This window comes from Cohnella nanjingensis (genome assembly GCF_014212125.1).
Taxonomy (GTDB): domain Bacteria; phylum Bacillota; class Bacilli; order Paenibacillales; family Paenibacillaceae; genus Cohnella; species Cohnella nanjingensis.
Window position 1 is genome coordinate 180,882 of sequence record NZ_JACJVP010000030.1, and the last position, 18,971, is coordinate 199,852.

Sequence of the window (18,971 nt, forward strand, 5' to 3'; positions counted from 1 at the left end):
TACAAGGTTAACATTTGAAAGGAGTTTTGACAATGACTTCGCCATCGTCTTCGAATTCAAGCGCAGCATCGCATTCTTCAAACGGAACGACGCCTCTAACCCCCGCCGCCTCGGCGGCGCCGGACGGACGTACGACGATCGGCCCGCTGGCTCCCTCGCGCGCTTCCTCGGGTTGGATTCGCTCCACCGTGTATACCGCGCTCTTCGCGGCGCTATTCGTCGCCTTCAGCGCCATCCAGCTGCCGCTCGGCTTCACCAGCGTCCCGATTACGCTCCAGGCGCTGGCCGTCATGCTCGCCGGCGGACTGCTCGGCGCACGATACGGCTTCTGGAGCATCGCCATCGTCGTTCTGCTCACGACCGCGGGCCTGCCGCTTCTGAGCGGGCACGGCGGGCTCGCCACGGTGTTCGGATTCACGGGCGGCTTCATCTGGATGTTCCCTTTCGAAGCGCTCCTCATCGGCTGGGTGAGCGATCGGCTGTTCCGGGACGGCAAACGCTTCGGCCCGGTCCAGTATGCGCTGCTGTTCGCCGGCATCTTCGTCTTCGGCATCGTATTGGCGTACATAGGCGGCGTACCGTGGTATGCATACAAGGCCGAGCTGTCCGTCCACGCCGCCATGATCGGCGCTTGCTACCCGTTCCTGCCGGGGGACATCCTGAAGGGCATCGTCGCGACGCTCGCGATCGGCGCGCTTCGCCCGGTCGTGCCCGGCTTCCGCAGAATCCGGCGATAGCCTCGGGGATACAAGATACACTGAACAAAAGAGATGACCCCAGGGTCATCTCTTTTTGCTGCGCTCCCGCTCCGGTCTTTCCCTTAGAAAGCGGTCATCCCGCCGTAGCGCGCCAGTTCCTCGATCAGCTTGCGGTGAATCGGGATGCGGAACTCCATCGGACCCGTCCGATGGACGCCGCCGCGATGATGCACGACGACTTCCTTGGCGTATATCGCATAGTAGGAGCTGCCCGTGGCGATCGAGCCGAACGACCATTCGCCGCCTCTGCTTCCGCCGGCGGCCGGTCTGCCGCTCTTCACGCTCTCGCAAGGAACGACGCTGATCATATTTTCGAACAGGATGTAATAATTCATATGCGGCTTCTGCACGACGAGCTCGCGGGTGGAGAGCGTTAATCCGAAGGGACCTTTCTTGTGGGACACCTTCAGCTCGCCCGTCAACCCCTTGATCTGCATGAAGTCGGCCATGGCGCCGCCTCCTCTCCATTTGATAGTCGGGATGCCCGCGCGCCGCCGTCGGCGGGGTGAACGCCCAGGGACGAAGGTACAAGCGGCGCGACGGGTGCCAGCATACCCTAACAGGTAGGGATTTGGTTAATCCACGCGGAACGAATCAAGGGAGCGTGAACCGGCAACATGTCAAGCAGCGTCATGGATTTGAGTCTCTCGCCCGTGAAGGAACAGACCGTCTATCTAACGAACGGCTACCTGCAGGGCGAAGGCAATCAGCTCACCTCGCTAAGCGCCGGGAAAAAGATCGTTCTCCAGCACGGCAAGCTGAAGCAGAATGCGACCGTTCAGCACCGCGCGGCGGGCGAATGCTTCATCGGGATGTTCGAGGTCAACGCCGACCTCGCCAAGCAATTGAAACTCACCGACAACAAGCGATATAAGCTCATGCACGACACGGCCACCGATATCGTCCGAATCGTAGCCGCTCCCGTCAGCGCCGGCTCCGCGACGCTCCGGCAAGGGCCGAAGCTCGGGGCTCAGGCGCTCTCGATCGGCTACCAGCTGCAATCGCTTCTCGGCATTCCCGATACCCGGGGCTTCAGCATGCTCGTGAAGCACCAAGACGCATCCAAGAAGCTGGCCGTCCACACGCCGAGCAACCTGTTCGAGCGCGAGCTCCGCATGGCGCCGGGTACGAGCAAGGCGCTGCGCCTGCTCCCCGGCGTTTCTTACGGCCTCCGGTACGACCAGCGTACGCGAACGCTGCTCGTCACGGGCGGATCGTCCCCGCGAACCTGACGGAAGCGCAACGGGCCGCGCTGTATAGGCGCCGCCCGTCTTGGTTATGCCGCTTTATCTGTCAATCGCATTCTTCGGGCGCTTCCGCCGGTTTGGCCGCTTCGACGTCCAACTTTTCCGCGACCGTGTCGCGGATAATGCTGACGATGGATTGCAGCAGGTAGTTCACGTCCGTCTGGCTCTGCTGGAATTGCTGTACGACCGGCATGCCGTCGAGTTCGTCCTGCAGCACGGAGATCTCTTGCTCGATCTTCTCGACCATCTGCGCATTCTTGAACGTCGTCTGGAAGGCGACGAGCTCTTTTTGCTTTTTCTTGATCTGCGCGATCAAGCCTTGCACCTTGTCGTGTCCTTGAATGAGACGCTCGGCGCTCTGGTACATCGATACCTCTTCGGCGGTCGTAATGAGCTGAGCCAATTCTCTGGCACGGGCCAGGATGTCTTCCCGGACGATCAGTTCGCGGTTGTCGTATTCCGGGATGATATAGCCTTCGGGCTGACCCAGATCCGGATCTCCGCAATGGTGGTGATCATGGTCATGGTTATGCGCGTGTTGCGACATGTGTGGAATTCCTCCTGATCTGTTCGCGGCGGGGTCGCCGATGGGGCGCCTGCCGCGTTCCTCTGCTTGACTAACGTTAAGCTCCGAATGTATAAGCTTCCGGCGCGGGTTCGGCTATGCCGACCGCCTCCGCGCGGATGAACCAAGTCTGCGGCTGCGTCACGCGCACGTAAGCGAATTGCCCGATCCATTCCTTCGGACCTTCGAAATGAATGAGCTTGTTCGAACGCGTGCGGCCGGACAGGACGTTCGCGTTGTTCTTGCTCTCCCCTTCGACGAGCACCTGGACCACGCGATCCCGGAGCTCCAAGTTGCTCTCCAGGCTCATCTCGGCGTTCAGTTCGTTCAAGCGCAGCAGACGCTTCCGCTTCTCCTCGTGCGGCACGCTGTCGGCCATATCCGCGGCCGGCGTGCCTTCCCGTGGCGAGTAGATGAACGTATAGGACATGGAGATGCGCGCCTCGCGCACGAGCGAGAGCGTCTCCTCGAACTGCGCCTCGGTCTCCCCGGGAAATCCGACGATGATGTCCGACGTCAGCACGGCGTCCGGCATTGCCTGGCGAATGCGGTCAACAAGCTCCAGGAAGTGCTCTCGCGTGTACTTGCGGCCCATTCGCTTCAGCACCTCGTTGCTGCCCGATTGGAAGGGCAGGTGAATATGCTCCACGAGGTTGCCGCCCTTCGCGAGCACTTCGATCAGATGGTCGTCGAAGTCCCGCGGATGCGAAGTGGTGAACCGCACGCGCGGGATATCGATCTTGCGGATATCGTCCATCAAGTGCGCGAAGCGGTATTCCCGGTCGGTGAAGTCCTTGCCGTAGGCATTGACGTTCTGCCCGAGCAGGGTGATCTCCTTGAAGCCCTGTCGGGCGAGATCCCGCACTTCGGCGATGACGTCTTCAGGCAGCCGGCTCCGTTCCTTGCCGCGGGTGTAGGGTACGATGCAGTACGTGCAGAACTTGTCGCAGCCGTACATGATGTTCACCCATGCCCGCAGGCCTTCCCGCTTTTTCGGGAGATTCTCGATGATGTCGCCTTCCTTGGACCACACCTCGATAACCATCTCTTTGCCGTAATGGGCTTCCTCCAGTAGATGAGGGAGACGGTGAATATTGTGCGTGCCGAACACCATGTCGACGTACGGATGCTTGTGCATGATCCGGTTCACGACGGCCGCTTCCTGCGACATGCATCCGCAGACGCCGAGGATCAGCTCCGGACGCTGCAGCTTCAGCCTCTTCAAGTGGCCGAGCTCGCCGTATACTTTGTCTTCCGCGTTCTCGCGGACGGCGCACGTATTCAGCAGGATGACGTCGGCTTCGCTGCGGTCGTCCGCAGCAGTATATCCCATCTCCTCGAACAGTCCGCGCATCACTTCCGTGTCGTGTTCGTTCATCTGGCAGCCGTAGGTATAGATCATATACTTGCGGCCCTGTCCCAGACGGCGCAGCGATTCCGGAACGGCTTGTTCGTAATGGACCTTGATGTCTTCCTTGCCGCGCTGCTTCTCCTGCCGGTAGTCCGGTTCGGAGACGATGTGAATGCGGCGGCCGTCCAGACGGATCGTTCGGCCGCGCTCGTCCTCGGAGATCAGCTTGGCGCCGGAGAAATCGAAGTATTTGCTATAATCCTTGTTCTCGTGAGCCAACGCGTACCCTCCTCGCGCGGTCTGCGGCAAGCCGTCCCAACGCTATTCCGCGCATTGTTTAATCCACCGTATTATAGCATGAGCGGCCGGAAAGTGTCATGTCGCGGAAGGGCGGCGTCAGTCTACGATCTCGCCGTATTCGCCGGTCGCGACGCCGGCCGCGTTGCCCTCGTCCGTGTCGATATGCATGTCCAGCGCAAATTGGTCCGACACCCGCGCGACGACGTTGCCGAAGACGAGTCCGCGTTCGCCGCCGACCCGCACGCGCAGCAGCTGCTTGTCCGCGACGCCGAAGCGCTCGGCGTCGGAGGTGTGCATGTGGAGATGTCTCGCGGCGACGATGACGCCTTGCTCGACGGTCACTTCGCCGGCCGGCCCGACGATGCGAATGCCGGGCGTGCCTTTGATCTTGCCCGACTCGCGTACCGGCGGGTTCAGCCCCAACGCGAACGCGTCGGTGCGCGAGACTTCCAGCTGCGTAGCCGGACGCGTCGGTCCGAGAATGCGCACCTTGGCGAACGCGCCCTTCGGACCGTATACGGCCACCGTCTCGTTCGCGGCGAACTGCCCGGGCTGCGACAACGGCTTCATCTCGGTCAGCGCGGCCCCTTCGCCGAATAACGCGGCGACATGCGCTTCCGTGAGATGGATATGGCGCGCCGAGACGCCGACGGGTACTTTTTTTGCTTCGCTCATGGAGACTCCACCTTTCAGACTGCTTTTTCGTTATTATAGCGCATCGGCGAAGCGCGGCGCGAACGGGGAACCCCGCGATTTCCGCGAATCGGACCGATATTTGAACGCTGCCACCATTTTGTCGAAATCTTCCTGCAACGCGAAGCGTCCGAGTACCCCTCGCTCGCCGGTCGGACGCTGAACGACAAAGGAAAAGAGCTGCCGGAGGGCAGCCCTTTCGCGAGATTCGAAGCTTATTTGAATTCCTTCACCAGCTTGTCGAAGTCGTCGCGCGACAGCGTCAGATCCTGCTTGGCCAGCGCTTCCGGCTTGAAGCCGACCGCGAGGTCCTCGTACGACGGGCGCGTCTTGTCTTGATAGATCAAGCCGGTCAGCATGCCGTTCGTCTCCATGATCTTCGTCATGGCGGCGATCCGGTTCGACGGGTCATAATCCGGGAACTGTTCCAGATTCACGATGTTCTCCTTGAACCAGTCGTATGTGTTCACCTTGTTGAAGGTGACGCACGGGCTGAAGACGTTGATCAGCGAGAAGCCCTTGTGGCTGAGGCCCGCTTCGATCAAGGTAGTCAACTGCTTCAGATCGCTGGAGAACGACTGCGCGACGAACGTCGCACCCGCCGACAGCGCGATCTCGAGCGGAGACAACGTGGACTCGATCGAGCCTTCCGGCGTCGACTTCGTCTTGAAGCCCTCGGCGCTGCGCGGGGAGGTTTGTCCCTTCGTCAAACCGTAGATCTGGTTGTCCATGACGATGTAGGTGATGTCGAGGTTGCGGCGGATGGCGTGCACGGTATGGCCCATCCCGATCGCGAAGCCGTCTCCGTCGCCGCCGGAAGCGATGACCGTCAGCTCGCGGTTCGCGAGCTTGACGCCTTGGGCGATCGGCAGCGCGCGGCCGTGGATGCCGTGCAAGCCGTATGCGTTAATGTAGCCGGAGATCCGGCCCGAACAGCCGATCCCGGAGATGACGGCCAACTGCTCGGGCTCGAGCCCGATATTCGCCGCGGCCCGCTGAATGGCGGCCTGCACGGAGAAGTCGCCGCAGCCAGGGCACCAGTTCGGCTTGACGTTGTTGCGGAACTCCTTGAATGTAGCCATCTTAGTTCAGCTCCTTGCAGGCGTTGTAGATTTCGGAAGGCAGGAACGGCGTGCCGTCGTATTTGAGCAGGTTCACGATCTTGTCGTGGTAGCCTACGTTCTGTTTGATCAGGTTGGCGAGCTGGCCGGTCGCGTTGTTCTCCAGGACGACGACCTGCTTCGCGCGCTGCAGATAAGGCTCGATCAGGTCGTTCGGGAACGGATGCATCTGACGGACGGTAATGTGCTTCGTCGCGATGCCCTCCTGCGCCAGGCGCGCCTGGGCTTCGTTGATCGTGCCGCCCGTCGAGCCCATCGAGACGACGAGCAGGTCGGCAGGCTCGGACGGTCCGTCCGCCTTGACGGCGTCCGTAATCCGAAGTTGGCTGAGCTTGCCGAGACGTTTGTCCATCATCTTCCGGCGGTTGACCGCGCTCTCGGACGGCCGGCCTTCTTGGTCGTGCTCGACGCCGGTCACATGGTGGATGCCGTGCTTCGCGCCCGGGAGCACGCGAGGCGAGATGCCGTCTTCGGTGAACGCGTAACGCGGGAACAGCTTGTTGTCTTCGCGCGGCTCCAGCTCTTCGGTGACGAGCTTGCCTCGTTCGATCGCGATACGGTCGTAGTCGAGCTGCTCGCAAGACTGCTTGCCGAGCGACAGCTGCAGATCGGTCGCGACGATGACCGGCACTTGGTAGGTCTCCGCGATGTTGAACGCCTCGATCATATCGTAGAAGCATTCCTCGATCGTGCTAGGCGCGATGACGACCTTCGGGATCTCTCCGTGGGTGCCGTAGATGAGCGCGTTGATGTCGGATTGCTCCTGCTTCGTCGGCAGCCCCGTCGAAGGACCGCCCCGCTGGGTGTCGATGATGACGAGCGGCGTCTCGGTCATGCCGGACAAGCCGATCGCTTCCATCATGAGCGAGAGGCCGGGACCCGCGGACGCGGTCATCGTCCGCACGCCGCCGTAGTTGGCGCCGATCGCCATCGTCACCGCCGCGATCTCGTCCTCCGTCTGAATGACCGTACCGCCGAACTTCGGCAGCTTCTTGATTAAGTACTCCATGACCTCCGACGCCGGGGTGATCGGATAGGCGGACATCAGGCGGCAGCCGGCCGCGATCGATCCGAGGCCCATGGCTTCATTGCCGATCATGAACAGCTTCTGCTTGCCGTCGGCTTCCTCCAGCTTGAACGCTTCCAGCGGACCGCCGGCTTGCGCCAGCACGAAGTCGCCGCCGCGCTTTACGGCCTCGATATTCTTCTCGACGACGGCCGCGCCTTTACGTCCGAACTCCTCTTGGACCGCCTGGTTGAACACTTCCATCGGCAGCCCGAGCAGCGCCCAGGAAGCCCCCGACGCGACCATGTTCTTCATGAGCGAGGTGCCGAGCTCTTCGGCGATCGCCGTGATCGGGACCGCGAACAGCTGCGCGCTCACGCCCTCCGGCACCGTCGGATTGAACTTGGCGTCCGCGACGATGACGCCGCCTGCGCGCAGCTCCTTCGCGTTCAGATCGACGCTCTCCTGGTCGAACGCCACCAGAATGTCCAGATCGTCCGAGATCGCGCGGATCGGCTTGGTACTGATGCGGATCTTGTTGTTCGTGTGTCCGCCCTTGATCCGGGAGGAAAAGTGCCGGTACCCGTACAGGTAATAACCCAGCCGGTTCAAAGCCGTGGAGAAAATCCGGTCCGTACTTTCCACGCCTTCCCCTTGTTGGCCGCCAATTTTCCATGACAGTTGACTGATCACAATAACATCTCCTCTAATCTCTGGTTCGACCTTTATGATGAAGCGCGCTGCGTGTCCTGCTTATGCATGCAGATGATAATGAAAGAAAATTCACGAACTTGTTTGACCACATAAATTTTATGATTCGCAGGGTTAAATTGCAAGCCTTTCCGCCCAAATGAATGTATAACTCTTTTTGATGAAACACATACGTTTCCGATATAAATGATACGTTATTCGATCATTCTCGCAGATTCGTCGTCAAAAACCGACGAACGTTTCCGCTCAGCCATCCCTTGACCCATGCTTCGGGGTATCGGCGGATCAGCGCCTCCGCGAGCGCCGGATATTCGCCCGGATGGGACAGCCCCTGGACGTGCACTTCGATCCCGTCGAAATCCGAGCCGAACGCAATATGGCGCTCGCCGCCCAGCCCGCAGACATGCTCCACCTGGCGAAGCACGTCGTCGATGGTCGCAGGCCCAGGCACCGTCACGAAGTAGGGCACGAACGTAAGGCCGACGAGGCCGTCCACCGCGATCAGCGCGCGAATCTGGTCGTCCGTCAGATTGCGGGGATTGTCGCACAGCCGCCTGCTGTTCGAGTGCGAAGCAAAAAAAGGACGCGACGCCGCATCCGCCAAATCCCAGAAGCCGCGATCGGACAAATGCGAGACGTCGATCAGAATGCCCAGCTTCTCGCATTCGGCCACCAGCTGCCGGCCGGCCTTCGTCAATCCGCCGCCGCGCGGTTCGCCTACGCCGTCGCAGGCCCAGTTGGCATGGTTCCAGGTCGGCCCCAAGAGCCGCAAGCCCAAGCGGTGCAGCAGCCGGAGCGCCCACCATTGTCCCTGCAGGGCGTTCACGCCTTCCAGCGACAGAAGGGCTCCCGTTAAGCCCGGATCGGTCCCGCTCAGCACCGATTCGACGTCGGCCGGCTTGCGGACGAGCCGCATGCCTTCGCAGGTCAGCACTTTGGACCAGAACAGTTCCGCCGCCCGCAGCAGCGTCTCCGGCGTCTTGGCCAGCTCGTCCGGCACCCACATCGCGAACACTTGAAGACCGATCCCGCCTTGGCGGAGCCTCCCGAGCGTGACATCCAGCTTGCCGTCGTTCGGCGGTCCCAGCGTGACCTTATCGTCACGCAGCATTTTGCTCAGCACGTCGCAATGCAAATCGGCTACTTGTCTCATCAGGTTGCCTCCCTCTCTCTTATACGCAACAAAAAAACCTGTATCCGCGATGACGCTCCGGCGGCATCCAAGCGCCGCAACCGCGTGCATCCCTCTCAACAGGTCGACGATTCGTGCATCGTGCTTCTCCTCGTTATCGCGGCTCGACGATCAGCTTAATCGCCGTGCGGTCCTCCCCATCGATCACGATATCCGTAAACGCCGGAATGCAGATCAAGTCCACGCCGCTCGGCGCGACGAAGCCGCGAGCGATCGCGACCGCCTTGATCGCCTGATTCAGCGCGCCAGCGCCGATGGCTTGCAATTCAGCGCCTCCGCGCTCCCGTAGCACCCCAGCTAAAGCGCCTGCGACGGAGTTTGGGTTCGATTTTGCCGAAACCTTTAATACTTCCATGACCAGTTCCTCCTCAGGGGTAAAAGGATGGGCCCACTAACGGATACTTATTCGGTAGAATCCTTAATAATTCCTGCAACTTCAGGCGGAGAGGGCGGGGAAAGGACGAAAAATTCTGAAAAATGGTGTCGGGAGATGGCTATTCGGATGCAGGATAAAACGAGGGCTCGGCCATACGCAAATGCTTCTTCCTCCGGCCGCGGTTCTCCCCCCTTTGCTTTTGCCGATTTGGGATAGGTGGCAAAGGGGCTCGTAAGGCGGACGTAAACTCCTCCGGAAGAATCATTTGCTCCTTTTTGCCGCGCGACGTTTTCTTGAGTGGAGCAAGCCATCCCCGGCTGGTGGGATGGATAGGAAGAGCAAAGGAAAACGAAGGCGCGGCGATGCGCAAATGCTTCTTCCTCCGGCCGCGGTTCTCCCCCCTTTGCTTCGATTACATGGAGATAGGTGGCAAAGGGGCTCGAAAGGCGGACGTAAACTCCTCCGGAAGAATCATTTGCTCCTTTTTGCCGCGCGACGTTTTCCTGAGTGAAGCGAGCCATCCCCGACGGGTGGGATCGCTAGGAAGAGCAAAGAAAACGAGGGCGCGGCGGTGCGCAAATGCTTCTTCCTCCGGCCGCTGTTCTCCCCCCTTTGCTTCGATGACATGGAGATAGGTGGCAAAAGGGCTCGAAAGGCGGACGTAAACTCCTCCGGAAGAATCATTCGCTCCTTTTGCCACGCGACGTTTCCCCACATTTGACAAACCATCCCCGACGGGTGGGGATGGATAGGAAACATAGAAAACGAGAGCGCGGCAATACGCAAATGCTTCTTCCTCCGGCCGCGGTTCTCCCCCCTTTGCTTTTGCCGATTTGGGATAGGTGGCAAAGGGGCTCGAAAGGCGGACGTAAACTCCTCCGGAAGAATCATTTGCTCCTATTGCCGCCCGACGTTTTCTTGAGTGGAGCAAGCCATCCCCGGCTGGTGGGGATGGGATAGGAAGACATTGAACCGAGGGCGCGGCGATCCGGCCGTATACGCCGTGCATGAAAAAGCGGCGAGCTTCCCTTCTCGGGCGCTCGCCGCTTGCACTTTATTCGATATCTTTATGCCGGGATCCAGCTGTCCTCGTCCACGCGGATCGTTTGGACGCGGTTCGCGCGGCCGGTCGCTTCGTCGATGTCCACGAAAACGCCGTTCAAGTGCCACTTCGTCTCCGCGACTTGGAACCGGGTCGGCATGCCGGTGATGAACTTGCGAATGACGTTCTCCCGCTCCATCCCGAGCACGCCGTCGCGCGGCCCCGTCATGCCGGCATCGGTGACGTAAGCGGTCCCTTCCGGCAGAATGCGGTCGTCGTTCGTCTGCACGTGGGTGTGCGTACCGAGCACGAGCGAAGCGCGGCCGTCCAGATACCATCCCATCGCGATCTTCTCGCTGGTCGCTTCGGCATGGAAGTCGACGAGGATGCATTTGTGCTGCTTGCGAAGCTCGCTTAAAATCTCGTCCGCCTTGCGGAAGGGGCAGTCGGAAGGCGGCAAGAACGTACGTCCGATCAGATTCACGATAGCGAGCTCCTTGTTGCCCGCCTTCACGACCGTGTATCCCCGTCCCGGCGTACCGGGCGGCAGGTTGGCCGGCCGGATCATGCGCGGCTCGTCGTCGATGAACTCGAAGATCTCCCGATTGTCCCACGTATGGTTGCCCATCGTGATGCCGTGCACGCCCGCCTCGAACAGCTCGCGGGTGATCGCGGCGTTAATGCCGCGCCCCCCAGCGGCGTTCTCGCCGTTCGCGATCACGATATGGGGCTGATAACGGTCCTTCAGCCAAGGCAACAGCCGTTTGACCGTCTCCCGGCCGACGTTGCCGACGATATCTCCAATGAATACGACTTTCATAACGTCTCCTTTCGATCGCATGCCTGCTGCGGGCGCAGCGAACGGCATGGCCTAGCGCGGGCAAGAACGGGAAAAGTGGCTGCGATCGCGCAGCCACTTCTCAGCCTTCCCGGAAATTATTTCGCGTACTCGACCGCGCGGGTCTCGCGGATAACCGTGACCTTGATGTGGCCCGGATAATCGAGTTCGCTCTCGATCTTCTTCGTGATGTCGCGGGCCAATCGGAACGCTTCGGCGTCGTCGATCTTCTCCGGCTGCACCATGACGCGAACTTCGCGTCCGGCTTGGATGGCGTAAGACTTCTCGACGCCGTCGAACGATTCGGAGATGTCCTCCAGCTTCTCGAGCCGGCGGATGTACGTCTCCAGCGTCTCCCGACGGGCGCCAGGGCGAGCCGCGCTCAGCGCGTCTGCCGCGCCGACGAGCATCGCGATGACCGAAGTCGCCTCCACGTCGCCGTGGTGAGATGCGATGCTGTTGATGACGACCGGGTGCTCTTTGTATTTCTTCGCCAACTCTACGCCAATCTCGACATGCGAACCTTCCACTTCGTGATCGAGCGCCTTGCCGATGTCATGCAGCAAGCCGGCGCGTTTGGCGAGCGATACGTCTTCTCCGAGCTCCGCAGCCATCAAGCCGGTCAGATACGCGACCTCCATCGAATGCTTCAGCACGTTCTGTCCGTAGCTCGTCCGGAACTTCAGACGGCCGAGGATCTTGATGAGGTCCGGGTGGAGACCGTGGACGCCAACTTCGAACGTCGCTTGCTCCCCGTACTCCCGAATTCTCTCGTCCACTTCCTTGCGAGACTTCTCGACCATCTCTTCGATGCGGGCGGGGTGGATACGTCCATCCGCCACCAGCTTCTCGAGGGAAGTCCGCGCGATCTCGCGGCGGATCGGGTCAAAGCCCGACAGGATAACCGCTTCCGGCGTATCGTCGATGATGAGGTCGATCCCCGTCAACGTCTCCAACGCGCGGATGTTGCGGCCTTCCCGGCCGATGATCCGGCCCTTCATCTCTTCGTTCGGCAGCGTAACGACGGATACCGTCGTCTCGGCCACGTGGTCCGCGGCGCACCGCTGGATGGCGAGCGAGATGATGTCGCGGGCGCGCTTGTCCGCTTCTTCCTTGGCTTGCTGCTCGATTTCTTTGATCAGTTGGGCGGTCTCGACGCGCACTTCTTGCTCGACGGTCGACAGGATCAGCTGCTTCGCATCCTCCATCGACAAGTTCGAGATGCGCTCCAACTCGGTAATTTGCTGCTTATGAAGCGTTTCGATCTGTTCTTGGGTCTCTTCGATCCGTTTCTCTTTGTTGGCCACTTGCTCCTCTTTGCGTTCGAGGGACTCCAGCTTGCGGTCCAGCGATTCTTCCTTCTGGACAAGCCGGCGTTCCTGACGCTGAATCTCGTTGCGGCGTTCGCGAATGTCGCGTTCCGCTTCGTTCCGGAGCTTGTGCACCTCGTCTTTGGCTTCCAGTACCGTTTCCTTGCGGATGGCTTCCGCATCTTTCTTGGCACTCTCGACGATCTGACGGGCTGCTTCCTCGGCGCTGGAGATCTTCGCCTCCGCAATGGACTTGCGTACGAAATAACCGATCCCAAAGAAAAGCACGCCAACAACGATTACGATCAAGACCCAGATCCAGGCTTGCATGGTCTTCACCTCCTCGTTGCATCACCAAGGCAAATTCTTGGGACACCTATTCAATTGTGTGCCGGTTTCAGAACCGTTTCAATTCGCTTGAAAAAAAGTCGAAAAATCACTTTCCGAATCGTTTTTTGGAAGGAAAAAGGTTCGGAATGAGATGATGGATTACAATTTCATTGTATCTTTTGTGAAAATGGATTGTCAAGTTGCAGCCGAACGCCAAACCTGCTGCGTCACGCCCCGCTTTCCAAGTAAAAACGGCTCCAGATGGCGGCATGTTTTTATCGGAGGCCATACAGAAATGGATAAGGCGGTCAACTTATCAATTCTGTATGACGAACAAAAAGACGGCGGATATCCGCCGTCCGCCGTCCCGATTCACCCTTGCCCGCTCGCTTAAATGTCCATATCCTCATGGTCCATCTCGCCATATGACGACTCTTCCCAATCCGCTTCCTCCTCCGGGGGCAACTCCGCCGCCGCTTCGCGAACCGCTTCGTACGCGACGCCGTTCGGGAAACCGCGTCGCAGCAGCACCCCCAGCAGCTTCATCTGCCGCTCCCGGAGCGTCTTCCCCTTTATGCCGGGCCAGCGCTTGCGCGCCAGCGTCAGCGCGGAGCTCCGCTCGGCGTCGGCATCCAGGTCTTCGAGCGCCTCTTCTACGTCCTGCTTGCCGACGCCGCGCTGCAGCAGCTCTTGACGAATCAGCCGCCGGCCTTTCTTCTGACTGGAGACGCGCGATTCCGCGAATCGCTTCGCGTAGGCGGCATCGTCCAGCAGCCCGTGCTTGGACAGCCGCTCCAGACTGCCGGCGATCGCCTCCGCGGAGAACCCTTTTCGCTTTAAACCTTTTTGCAGCTCGCTCTTGGTCCGCGCCTTGAAGTCGAGCATGCCGAGCGCCGCGCGATAGGCTTCTTCCTTCTGCTCTTCCTTGCGCAGCTCCGCCCATTCCTCGGCCGTCAGCCGTCGTCCCTTGAGCAGCCGCCAGCCGACCAGCGTATCCTCGTGCACCTTCAGCGTCTCCTGCTCGGACGACCCCTCCGGCAGCACCGCCAGCACGTACATCGAAGGCTTCTTGGGGTCGGCCTGCATCGCGACGATAACCGCGCCTGTATTCGGAGCGTGCCGATGATCCGGGATCCCTCGATCCGCGTCTGCCCTATGCGTCGTCTCCTGTGCGTGCGGTTGGCTGCGGGCTTGCCGGTTCCGGGCCGCGGATCCGCCGCGCGCTCCTGCGTCCCGGTTGCCCGAGGACCGACGACCCGAATCGGATGGCGGCTTCGCCTTGCCGACCACCCGCCAATCCCGTTCGTCCGAGATATCGATCGCCTCGCTCGCCTCCGAGGACTCGCGATCTGCCCTCTCCTCCTTGCTCATCCGTTCCTTCCTCCTCCCCTGCGCTCTTACACCCTGATGCTCATTCTTCAAACATGCAAAAAACGGATTCGCGTCCTCCGAAGAAGGCGAACCCGTTGGTATCGGCAACGATGCGACGGACGTTCAAAGAGAACGAGAGGAATCGTTGGAAAAAGGGCATCCGCACGGATGCAGACGCCCATTCCTGATGTCTTACTCGAGCTCGCCGAACTCGGCGTCTTCTTCGTCGTCTTCCTCCTGGGCGGCGCTGGTGCGAGCCGCTACTGCGGTAGCGGACAGCGTCGCATCGCGGATCTGCTGCTCGATCTGGCCCGACAGCTCCGCATGATCCTTCAGGAACTGCTTCGCGTTCTCGCGGCCTTGACCCAAGCGCTCGCCGTTGTAAGAGAACCATGCGCCGCTCTTCTGCACAATATCGAGCTCCGTGCCGATGTCGACGATGCTGCCTTCCTTCGAGATGCCTTCGCCGTACATGATGTCGACTTCGGCTTGCTTGAACGGAGGCGCCACCTTGTTCTTTACGACCTTAATGCGCGTGCGGTTGCCGACGATGTCGTTGCCTTGCTTGATCGACTCGATGCGGCGAACGTCCAGACGTACGCTAGCGTAGAACTTCAGCGCGCGTCCGCCCGGCGTCGTCTCCGGGTTGCCGAACATGACGCCGACCTTCTCGCGCAGCTGGTTGATGAAGACGGCGATCGACTTCGACTTGCTGATGGCGCCGGACAGCTTGCGCATGGCCTGCGACATCAAGCGCGCCTGCAAGCCGACGAACGAGTCGCCCATGTCGCCTTCGATCTCGGCCTTCGGCACGAGCGCGGCGACGGAGTCGACGACGATGATGTCGACGGCGCCGCTGCGTACGAGCGCTTCGGCGATCTCCAGCGCCTGCTCGCCGGTATCCGGCTGGCTCAGCAGCAGTTCGTCGATGTTGACGCCGAGGTTGCGCGCGTAGATCGGATCCAGCGCATGCTCTGCATCGATGAAGGCGGCCTGTCCGCCAGCGCGCTGCACTTCGGCGATGGCGTGCAAGGCGACGGTCGTCTTACCGGACGATTCCGGTCCGTAGACTTCGATGATGCGGCCCCGCGGGAATCCGCCGATCCCGAGGGCGATATCCAAAGCAAGGGCACCGCTTGAATAAGTCTCTACCTGCAGCTGAGCTTGCTCTCCCAACTTCATGACGGAACCCTTGCCGAATTGTTTCTCAATCTGGCGCAAGGCCATCTCTAATGCGGCGCGACGATCGGACAACACACCCACATCCTTATCTTTTAATAGTTATATCATACCTTTTTCTGTTGCGTTTGCCAAGCTTTTTGCGAACATTTGTTCGAATGATTATCAAAAAAGAACCGCAGCAAAGTAATCTTCGCTACGGTTCTTCCGCAACTTTCTAAATAAACTTATCATAGCAAGAACGGTTTGACAAGCATTATTAGCGAATCGTGTCGAATCGCAACTCCCGCCGCCGAGCCTGTTCTCCCTTGCAAGGGCTGTATATCAGCCTCTGCCCGTCAGCGTCAGCCAGAGCAGATAGAGCGCGCGCTTGCTCGCCCGGATGCGGATACCTTCGCGGTCGCCCGACAGCTGCAGCTTCTCCGCGCGCGCCGGTTGGCCCCGCTGCGCGATCCCGAGATAGACAAGCCCGACCGGCTTGCCTTCGGAGGCGGCCGGCCCGGCTACGCCGGTAATCGAGACCGCGAGGTCCGACCCGGCCGCCTTCAGCGCGCCCTCGGCCATGGCGCGCGCCGTCTCCTCGCTCACCGCGCCGGGCGCGCCTTCCCCTTCGAGCAGCGCCTCGGGGACGCCCAGCAGCTGGCGCTTCACGCCGTTGCTGTAGCTCACCACGCCGCCCAGGAACGCATCCGCGCTGCCCGGTACCGTCGTCAGCATGGCGGCGACCATGCCGCCCGTACAGCTCTCCGCGAGCGCAACCGTCCGCCGCTGCTCCGTGAGCAGCCGCACGACCTCCGTCTCGAGCCCGACGTCCTGCTCGGCGTACAGATACCGCTCTCCGCGACTGCGGATCTCCTGCAGCGCTGGCCCCATCCGCCGCGCCGCCGCTTCGGCGTCGGCGGCCTTGGTCGAGACGCGAAGGGCGACTTCGCCTTCCTTGGCGTAAGTCGCCAGCGTCGGATCCGTCTGCGCGCGGATCAGATCGATGTAGAGCTCCTCGAGCGCGGACTCCCCGATCCCCGCGAACTTAAGCACGACCGAATGAAGCGCGTCCGCCAGGCCCAGCTTCTCGCGAAGCCAAGCGGAGCCGTCGTTGTCGAACATCGGCTTCATCTCGCGCGGCGGGCCGGGCAGCAGCAGATAGTGCGTACCGTCCGCTGTCAGCGCGTTGCCGACGGCGAGCCCCGTGTCGTTGCGGAGCGGCGTCGCGCCCGCGACGAGCATCGCCTGCCGACGGTTGATCTCGATCAGCTCGGCGCTGCGCCCGCTGAACATGTCTTCGATCTTCGCGAGCGTCGGTTCGTGCATCTCGATCCCCCGGCCCAGGTAGGCCGCCAGGGCGTCGCGCGTCAGATCGTCCATCGTTGGCCCGAGGCCGCCGGTGAACACGATCAGGTCCGCCCGGCCGCGCGCGATCGCAATCGCTTGCTTGAGCCGTTCTTCATTGTCTCCGACCACGGTCTGATAATAAACGTCAATGCCCAGCTCTGCCAAACCGCGCGACAGATACTGGGCGTTGGTGTTCACGATCTGACCGAGCAGGAGTTCCGTGCCTACGGCAACGATCTCCGCTCTCATACGTTGCGGCGCACCTCCTTGGCGACGGAGCCCGCGGGCGGGTCCGACAGCGGAATGAGATTTTTGTTCTTAATGAAGTAATCGACGCCGGAGTAGACCGTGATGATCGCGGCGGCCCATACCGCGATAATATCCAGCGGGAAGTGCACGTACGTGAAGGGGAAGTTGTTCAGCAGCAGCACGATGATCATCGCGATCTGAACCGCCGTCTTCCATTTGCCCCACTTGCTTGCGGCAAGCACGACGCCTTCGAGCAGCGCGACCTGCCTCAGCCCCGTGACGGCCCATTCGCGGCTGATGATGACGATGGCGACCCAGGCGTCCAGCTTGCCCATCTCGACGAGCGAGATCAGCACGGCGGCCATGAGAAGCTTATCCGCGAGCGGATCGAGCAGCTTGCCGAGATTGGTGACGATCTTATGCTTGCGGGCGATGTAGCCGTCCAGACCGTCGGTGCTCGCCGCGATGATGAACAGCAGCAGCGCGAACACTTGATTGTAAGAGATGGAGTAGCTGCCGATCGTAAGCGGACTGACGTTCAGCTTGATCAACAGAAAAAAAGTCATAATCGGTACGAGGAAAATACGCACCAGCGTTATCCGATTGGCCAGATTCACGCGATTCCCTCCCCGGAAAGGTCATACTCGTATGCGTGCGTGATGCGTACCTTGTGGATCGAGCCGATGTCGGCGCGGATGCCGGAGACGAAAACTTCGCCGTCGATCTCGGGCGCGTCGAACTGGCTGCGGCCGACGTAAACGTCGCTGCGGCCGTCGTAGCTCTCCACCAGGACGTCGATCGTACGGCCGACGTACTTGGACGCGTTGTCCTTCGCGACTTCGCGCTGAATCTCCATCAACGCGGAGGCGCGATGCTGCTTGACCTCGTCGGGAAGTTGGTTCGGCAAGCGGTTCGCCGGCGTCTCTTCCTCCTGGGAATAGGCGAATACGCCGAGGCGGTCGAATCTCATCTCGCGGACGAAGCCGCACAGCCGCGCAAAGTCTTCCTCCGTCTCGCCGGGGAAGCCTACGATCATCGAAGTGCGCAGCGCGACATCGGGGATGCGGGCGCGAATGCGTCCGATCAGCTCCCGCACGTCCCGCTGGCGGCCCGGACGGCGCATCCGCTTGAGAATGGCGTCTTCGCTATGCTGGAGCGGCATATCGATGTAGTTGCAGATCTTCGGATTGGCGGCGATCGTCTCGATCAGCTCGTCGGTGAAAAAGCCGGGGTAGGCGTAGTGCAGCCGCACCCACGCGATGCCGGGCACTTCGCTCACGCGGTTCAGCAGCTCCGGCAGCTTGAAGCCGTCATAGAGGTCCGTCCCGTAATTCGTGGAATCCTGCGCGATGAGGCTGATCTCCTTCACGCCTTGCGCGGCGAGCTGCTCGGCTTCGGCCACGATCGATGCGATCGAACGGCTCCGGAACTTGCCGCGCATGATCGGGATGCTGCAGAACGTACAGGCGTTGTCGCAGCCTTCGGCGATCTTGACGTAGGCCGTATGGCGGGGCGTCGACAGCTTGCGCGGGAGATTCTCCTCATAGGAGAACACGGGATTGCCGACGTAGATCGGCTTGCGGCCGCCCAGCGCCTCGTCGATGATGTCATTGATACGATGGAAATCGCCGGTGCCGACGATCCCGTCGATCTCCGGCATCTCGTCCATGAGCTCTTGCTTGTATCTTTGGGTTAGGCAGCCCGACACGATCAGCGCCTTCAACCGGGCCGTCTCCTTAAGCTCCGCGAGGCCGAGAATCGTATTCACCGACTCTTCCTTGGCCGCATCGATGAAGCCGCAAGTGTTGACGATGACGACCGTGGCGTCTTCCGGTTTGTCCACTAGCGTGTAGCCGCGTTGATGAACCAGGCCCGACATGATCTCGGAGTCGACCAGGTTCTTCTCGCATCCAAGCGTCACGACGCTGACTTTCTCGCTCATCGATGACTTCCCCCAAATGTTCTTCCTTCTTGTCCCAACCAGTATAAACGAAGCCCCAATA

18 protein-coding genes are annotated in these 18,971 nt (G+C 60.8%); 3 read left to right on the forward strand and 15 right to left on the reverse strand.

Annotated elements, in window-relative coordinates; genetic code table 11:
• Window positions 1-32 precede the first annotated feature (32 nt).
• Window positions 33-737 (forward strand): biotin transporter BioY, encoded by a 705-nt coding sequence (locus H7C19_RS19260; protein WP_185670671.1) that lies wholly within the window; start codon window positions 33-35, stop codon window positions 735-737.
• 83 nt (window positions 738-820) lie between these two features.
• On the opposite strand, the gene H7C19_RS19265 is transcribed toward H7C19_RS19260, so the two are convergent.
• Entirely contained in the window at window positions 821-1,207 is a 387-nt protein-coding gene (locus H7C19_RS19265) for a hypothetical protein (protein ID WP_185670672.1), read from the reverse strand.
• Window positions 1,208-1,375: 168 nt separating this feature from the next.
• On the opposite strand from H7C19_RS19265, the gene H7C19_RS19270 reads away from it, so the two are divergent.
• A complete protein-coding gene (locus H7C19_RS19270; protein WP_185670673.1) occupies window positions 1,376-1,990 on the forward strand; it encodes a hypothetical protein in 615 nt (204 codons plus the stop codon).
• 61 nt (window positions 1,991-2,051) lie between these two features.
• Here H7C19_RS19270 and H7C19_RS19275 read toward each other — a convergent pair whose 3' ends face one another.
• The 9 genes from H7C19_RS19275 to rny form a co-directional block, all read right to left on the reverse strand.
• Window positions 2,052-2,552, reverse strand: coding sequence for a YlbF/YmcA family competence regulator (locus H7C19_RS19275; protein WP_185670674.1), 501 nt, complete (start codon window positions 2,550-2,552; stop codon window positions 2,052-2,054).
• Between the two features lie 76 nt (window positions 2,553-2,628).
• Window positions 2,629-4,200 carry a tRNA (N6-isopentenyl adenosine(37)-C2)-methylthiotransferase MiaB gene (gene miaB / locus H7C19_RS19280; RefSeq protein WP_185670675.1) on the reverse strand — a complete coding sequence of 524 codons (1,572 nt, stop codon included), beginning with the start codon at window positions 4,198-4,200 and terminating at the stop codon, window positions 2,629-2,631.
• A 117-nt stretch (window positions 4,201-4,317) separates the two neighbouring features.
• Window positions 4,318-4,896 carry a phosphate propanoyltransferase gene (gene pduL / locus H7C19_RS19285; RefSeq protein WP_185670676.1) on the reverse strand — a complete coding sequence of 193 codons (579 nt, stop codon included), beginning with the start codon at window positions 4,894-4,896 and terminating at the stop codon, window positions 4,318-4,320.
• Window positions 4,897-5,129: 233 nt separating this feature from the next.
• Entirely contained in the window at window positions 5,130-5,996 is an 867-nt protein-coding gene (locus H7C19_RS19290; protein WP_185670677.1) for a 2-oxoacid:ferredoxin oxidoreductase subunit beta, read from the reverse strand.
• A gap of 1 nt (window position 5,997) precedes the next feature.
• Entirely contained in the window at window positions 5,998-7,734 is a 1,737-nt protein-coding gene (locus H7C19_RS19295; RefSeq protein ID WP_185670678.1) for a 2-oxoacid:acceptor oxidoreductase subunit alpha, read from the reverse strand.
• Between the two features lie 220 nt (window positions 7,735-7,954).
• Window positions 7,955-8,905, reverse strand: coding sequence for a dipeptidase (locus tag H7C19_RS19300; RefSeq protein ID WP_185670679.1), 951 nt, complete (start codon window positions 8,903-8,905; stop codon window positions 7,955-7,957).
• A 133-nt stretch (window positions 8,906-9,038) separates the two neighbouring features.
• Entirely contained in the window at window positions 9,039-9,299 is a 261-nt protein-coding gene (locus tag H7C19_RS19305) for a stage V sporulation protein S (protein ID WP_006211249.1), read from the reverse strand.
• Between the two features lie 1,088 nt (window positions 9,300-10,387).
• Complete coding sequence (locus H7C19_RS19310) at window positions 10,388-11,182, reverse strand: TIGR00282 family metallophosphoesterase (RefSeq protein WP_185670680.1); 795 nt, start codon at window positions 11,180-11,182, stop codon at window positions 10,388-10,390.
• Window positions 11,183-11,298: 116 nt separating this feature from the next.
• Entirely contained in the window at window positions 11,299-12,840 is a 1,542-nt protein-coding gene (rny, locus tag H7C19_RS19315; RefSeq protein WP_185670681.1) for a ribonuclease Y, read from the reverse strand.
• 154 nt (window positions 12,841-12,994) lie between these two features.
• On the opposite strand from rny, the gene H7C19_RS19320 reads away from it, so the two are divergent.
• Window positions 12,995-13,234, forward strand: a complete 240-nt coding sequence (locus H7C19_RS19320) for a hypothetical protein (protein WP_221469339.1) — start codon at window positions 12,995-12,997, stop codon at window positions 13,232-13,234.
• Here the strand turns inward: H7C19_RS19320 and H7C19_RS19325 are convergent.
• From H7C19_RS19325 to rimO, 5 genes are all read right to left on the reverse strand, one after another.
• On the reverse strand, window positions 13,231-14,211 hold the full coding sequence (locus H7C19_RS19325) for a regulatory protein RecX (protein WP_185670683.1): 981 nt from the start codon (window positions 14,209-14,211) through the stop codon (window positions 13,231-13,233). The two genes, H7C19_RS19320 and H7C19_RS19325, sit on opposite strands and share 4 nt — an antisense overlap.
• A gap of 192 nt (window positions 14,212-14,403) precedes the next feature.
• Window positions 14,404-15,465 (reverse strand): recombinase RecA, encoded by a 1,062-nt coding sequence (gene recA, locus H7C19_RS19330; RefSeq protein WP_185670684.1) that lies wholly within the window; start codon window positions 15,463-15,465, stop codon window positions 14,404-14,406.
• Window positions 15,466-15,714: 249 nt separating this feature from the next.
• A complete protein-coding gene (locus H7C19_RS19335; RefSeq protein WP_185670685.1) occupies window positions 15,715-16,968 on the reverse strand; it encodes a competence/damage-inducible protein A in 1,254 nt (417 codons plus the stop codon).
• A complete protein-coding gene (gene pgsA / locus H7C19_RS19340) occupies window positions 16,965-17,585 on the reverse strand; it encodes a CDP-diacylglycerol--glycerol-3-phosphate 3-phosphatidyltransferase (RefSeq protein WP_185670686.1) in 621 nt (206 codons plus the stop codon). The genes H7C19_RS19335 and pgsA overlap by 4 nt, the downstream gene beginning before the upstream one ends.
• Window positions 17,582-18,910: a 30S ribosomal protein S12 methylthiotransferase RimO gene (rimO, locus tag H7C19_RS19345; protein WP_185670687.1), complete on the reverse strand. Its 1,329-nt coding sequence runs from the start codon at window positions 18,908-18,910 to the stop codon at window positions 17,582-17,584. Before rimO ends, pgsA begins: the two co-directional genes overlap by 4 nt.
• Window positions 18,911-18,971: the final 61 nt, after the last annotated feature.